Source organism: Acrocarpospora catenulata (assembly GCF_018476525.1).
Taxonomy (GTDB): domain Bacteria; phylum Actinomycetota; class Actinomycetes; order Streptosporangiales; family Streptosporangiaceae; genus Acrocarpospora; species Acrocarpospora catenulata.
Genome location: NZ_JAHCST010000130.1, coordinates 1 through 4,380 on the forward strand (window position 1 = coordinate 1; position 4,380 = coordinate 4,380).

General features: G+C 66.3%; 2 protein-coding genes and 1 CRISPR repeat array. Of the genes, one reads left to right on the top strand and one right to left on the bottom strand.

Annotation, left to right across the window (positions count from 1 at the left end):
- Nucleotides 1–987, top strand: a 987-nt coding sequence (locus tag KIP79_RS45890) for an IS256 family transposase (protein WP_214111381.1), incomplete at its 5' end; no start/stop codon positions are given.
- Here the strand turns inward: KIP79_RS45890 and KIP79_RS45895 are convergent.
- Complete coding sequence (locus tag KIP79_RS45895) at nucleotides 984–2,213, bottom strand: CRISPR-associated endonuclease Cas3'' (protein WP_214111382.1); 1,230 nt, start codon at nucleotides 2,211–2,213, stop codon at nucleotides 984–986. The two genes, KIP79_RS45890 and KIP79_RS45895, sit on opposite strands and share 4 nt — an antisense overlap.
- A 297-nt stretch (nucleotides 2,214–2,510) precedes the next feature.
- Nucleotides 2,511–4,184: a CRISPR direct-repeat array (repeat unit 29 nt; unit sequence CTGCTCCCCACGCCCGTGGGGGTGAACCG).
- Nucleotides 4,185–4,380: the final 196 nt, after the last annotated feature.

A 4,380-nucleotide genomic window follows, 5' to 3' on the forward strand; every position in this document is an offset into this window, starting at 1 on the left:
CGGCGCTTCTCCTCGGCGATCCTGCCGCCGTGGGCGCGTAAAACCCCGAAGATCAGCGAGGTGCTGCCGCTGCTCTACCTGCACGGCCTGTCCAGCGGGGACTTCGTACCAGCCCTGGGCCACTTCCTCGGCTCCACCGCGGGCTTGTCCGCGCCGGTCATCACCAAGCTGACCGAGCAGTGGAAGGCCGAGCAGCGCGCCTTCGCCGCCCGCGACCTGTCCGGTGTCGACTACGTCTACCTGTGGGCCGACGGCATCCACGTCAACATCCGGCTGGAGGAACACAAACTCTGCCTGCTGGTGATGATCGGAGTCCGCGCCGACGGCCGCAAGGAGCTCATCGCCCTGACCGACGGCTACCGCGAGTCCACCGAGTCCTGGGCCGACCTGCTGCGCGACTGCAAGCGGCGCGGCATGAACGCGCCCGTGCTGGCCGTCGGTGATGGCGCGCTCGGCTTCTGGGGTGCGCTGCGGGAGGTGTTCCCGCAGGCCAGAGAGCAGAGGTGCTGGTTTCACAAAATCGCAAACGTGCTGGGGGCGCTACCGAAGTCGGCGCATCCCGGCGCGAAGAAGGCCCTGGCCGAGATCTGGAACGCCGAGGACAAGGATCACGCCCGGGCCGCGGTGAAGGAGTTCCGGGCCGCCTACGGCGCCAAGTATCCCAAGGCTGCGGCCAAGGTGATCGACGACCTGGACGAACTGCTCGCCTTCTACGACTTCCCGGCCGAGCACTGGGTGCATCTGCGCACGACCAACCCGATCGAGTCGACGTTCGCCACGGTCCGGCACCGGACCAAGGTCACCAAGGGGCCGGGCTCGCGGGCCGCCGGGCTGGCCATGGCCTTCAAGCTGATCGAGTCGGCCCAGGCCCGCTGGCGCGCGGTCAACGCACCCCACCTGGTCGCCCTGGTCCGGGCCGGAGCGACCTTCGTCAACGGCAAACTCGTTGAACGGCCCGAGGATCAGGCTTCATCCGCCGCCGCTTAGAAGAACCTGATCCACAGATCTTGACGATTGCTCTTCGCCAGCAGTCCGCGCTTGCTTCCTCGCAGCCACCGTGTCGCCATCGGGTCGCCGGTCAGGACGCCGGCTTCCTGCCCGTCGGCGGTGTAGGCGGTGTTCAACCAGGCCATGCCGTGCAGCAGCGTCAGAGAGTCGGCGCCCGTGATCCGGCGGCCACGAAAGTCGTCCACCCGCTGCAACATCTGGTCTGAGGTCGCCATCGTCGGCAAGCCGATGAAGTAGCCCGGCATGCCCGCCGCCTCCCCCATCAACCGTCCGGCATGCAGTGCCGCTTCGGTCTTGCCCTCGCCCATCGGGGCCGTGATCAGCAACAGGCCGGGTTCCACGCTGATCAGATCGGGCAGGCGCTGGCTCACTGATCGCTGAAGGTCGTTCGGCTCGAAAGGGAAATCATCACGGAACCCACCACCCGCGAACCTCAGCCGTCCCAGTCCTGCCTCTCGGAGCAGCGACGGAGCTGTGACCCTGCTCCGCTCCAGATGTGCCTTGAGGCAGTTCACATCGCCGTCCTCCGGCACACCGGCCTGGAGTTGGGCAAGCAGGAACCCTTCCTGGCTCGCCAGCCAGTCCGCCAGGATCACCAAACCGCAGGCCAGCGCTCCACCCGCGGCCGATATCGCAGCGGGTGGTTGCGGTCTGCCGGTCAACTTATGCATCAGGGACGCGATGGCCTGCCGTTGCTCCTCCCACTTTCCCCGCCCCAGAGCGGGCAGCGAACCCAGCGGATTGGAGAACTCCCGGCTCTTGAATGGGGCGAACACACCATGGTGACCGCCCAGCACCTGGGCGATCCGGAAGGCAGGAGAATCCTTCCTAGACATTTTGTAACCTGCGGCCAGGAACATCTGACCCAACCAAACATGAGCAGCAAAATCATGTCCTACCGGAGGCGTCGCCACCATTTCATAACCAGATAGCCGATCAAATCCAATTTTGGCTTGGCTTTGAAAGCCAGCCGCACACTTACCGATATCATGCAGAGCCGCCCAGTACGACAGAAGGCACCGGGCCTCGTCTTCGTCAGACTTCAGTTCCGCCGAAATCGACGCCCGAAGCCCAGCCGACAGGTACTCATCCCACAACGCCTCTGCAGCAGCTGCGGTATCCAGCAGATGGCAGACCAGCGGATAGGGCGTCGGCAGCCCTCGCGACTTTCCCCACAAGGCCAGGTCGACATCCGACCCACTCATCTGAACCCCCAATCCTGAACGTCATCAATCAGCAAGCACAGTTGATCACTCCATGCTCCACGAATGCCCACTATAGAGCCAGCCGCCGACAATCCGTCAGAGATTTACAGAACATGAGAATTCTTCTCATAGAAAATGCCACCATAAGCCCATAAAACACCACAACTCATGCTTCGAACCGCCGCTGTGTTCCGCCACAAGCGCTACTACAACCCTCTCAACACTTTTTCTCGATCACCGACAATTTCCGACATTCACGTCACTGCAGGTCAGGTGTATTCTCCCTGGTAGGGAAGTCTGCTCCCCACGCCCGTGGGGGTGAACCGGGCTACTCGATCGGCATCAAGGACGCCCAGGTCTGCTCCCCACGCCCGTGGGGGTGAACCGGGCTGCTGCCGAATCCTCCCGCCGCCGAGCAGCTGCTCCCCACGCCCGTGGGGGTGAACCGGTAGCGAGACATCATCAGGTCCAAGCTCAAAGCTGCTCCCCACGCCCGTGGGGGTGAACCGAGTCCTGGGTCACCTGCACCCCGCCCGACCAGCTGCTCCCCACGCCCGTGGGGGTGAACCGACCCGCGCGGCATCCTGCGCGGCGAGCGGTGCTGCTCCCCACGCCCGTGGGGGTGAACCGATCGATCAATACCTGAATGGTTCTTCCTGGACTGCTCCCCACGCCCGTGGGGGTGAACCGCTGTACGACCCTCCGGCGGATGGGGCCACCCTCTGCTCCCCACGCCCGTGGGGGTGAACCGCATGGGACGGGGCGCTCGACGCTGAGCATCCGCTGCTCCCCACGCCCGTGGGGGTGAACCGTAGCCGCCGTTCTTCCACCGGTCCAGGGACCGCTGCTCCCCACGCCCGTGGCGGTGAACCGTTGTCAGGTAGGGATTCGGCGGGGCCGCTCAGCTGCTCCCCACGCCCGTGGGGGTGAACCGCCCACATCCTCAACGACCTCGTCGCCCGGATCCTGCTCCCCACGCCCGTGGGGGTGAACCGTACGGGTCACCGTCGACGGGCAGGCGGTGGGTCTGCTCCCCACGCCCGTGGGGGTGAACCGTCGCGGCTTCACGCTGCCCGTCGTGACGGCCACTGCTCCCCACGCCCGTGGGGGTGAACCGTCGCGGCTTCACGCTGCCCGTCGTGACGGCCACTGCTCCCCACGCCCGTGGGGGTGAACCGCTCTTTGATGAGGAGAGTCATGTCCTGCTCAGCTGCTCCCCACGCCCGTGGGGGTGAACCGCCTCTATGTCGGAGGCTGAGAGGGCAATTGCCCTGCTCCCCACGCCCGTGGGGGTGAACCGACTCCATGAGCCCCGGTGTCGGGTGTGCGATGCTGCTCCCCACGCCCGTGGGGGTGAACCGCAGTTGTAGGCGACTTTCAGCAACTCCGCCGACTGCTCCCCACGCCCGTGGGGGTGAACCGCCGGTGGACGGGGGCGACCGTGGCTGAGATCACTGCTCCCCACGCCCGTGGGGGTGAACCGGCGGCAGGGCTGCGCCCGCATGCCGCCTATGGCTGCTCCCCACGCCCGTGGGGGTGAACCGCTCCCGGAGAGGAAGGCCCTCCTTGGCTGCGACTGCTCCCCACGCCCGTGGGGGTGAACCGGGCGAGGTCAGGACCGTCTTCGCCACCTTCAACTGCTCCCCATGCCCGTGGGGGTGAACCGCGGGAACGGAACCCTGACCCGTACTGGGCTGCCTGCTCCCCACGCCCGTGGGGGTGAACCGGGCGCCGACCTCTCCGAGGCCGACCGCAAGGGCTGCTCCCCACGCCCGTGGGGGTGAACCGACCGGCATGAGCGGCGGCGACCGCCCCTACCCCTGCTCCCCACGCCCGTGGGGGTGAACCGGCAGTTTCGATCAGGAATTGCCAATCCGTGGCCTGCTCCCCACGCCCGTGGGGGTGAACCGAGAGCGCCGACTTTGGGACCCTCGCGTCGGCCCTGCTCCCCACGCCCGTGGGGGTGACCGCACATGCTGGGCTCGACCGCGGTCCCGTCGCACTGCTCTCCACGCCCGTGTGTCAATGGCCGGGTGGTCCTGGCTCTGGCACAAATTCCGGATGCTGTTGGTGATCTTTGTAGTGTCTGGCGTTCTTGTTGAGTCCATGGTTGTCTGAGGGTGATTTCACCGCGCCGTTCTGTAGCCGTTCTGCGGAGGTGGACGGG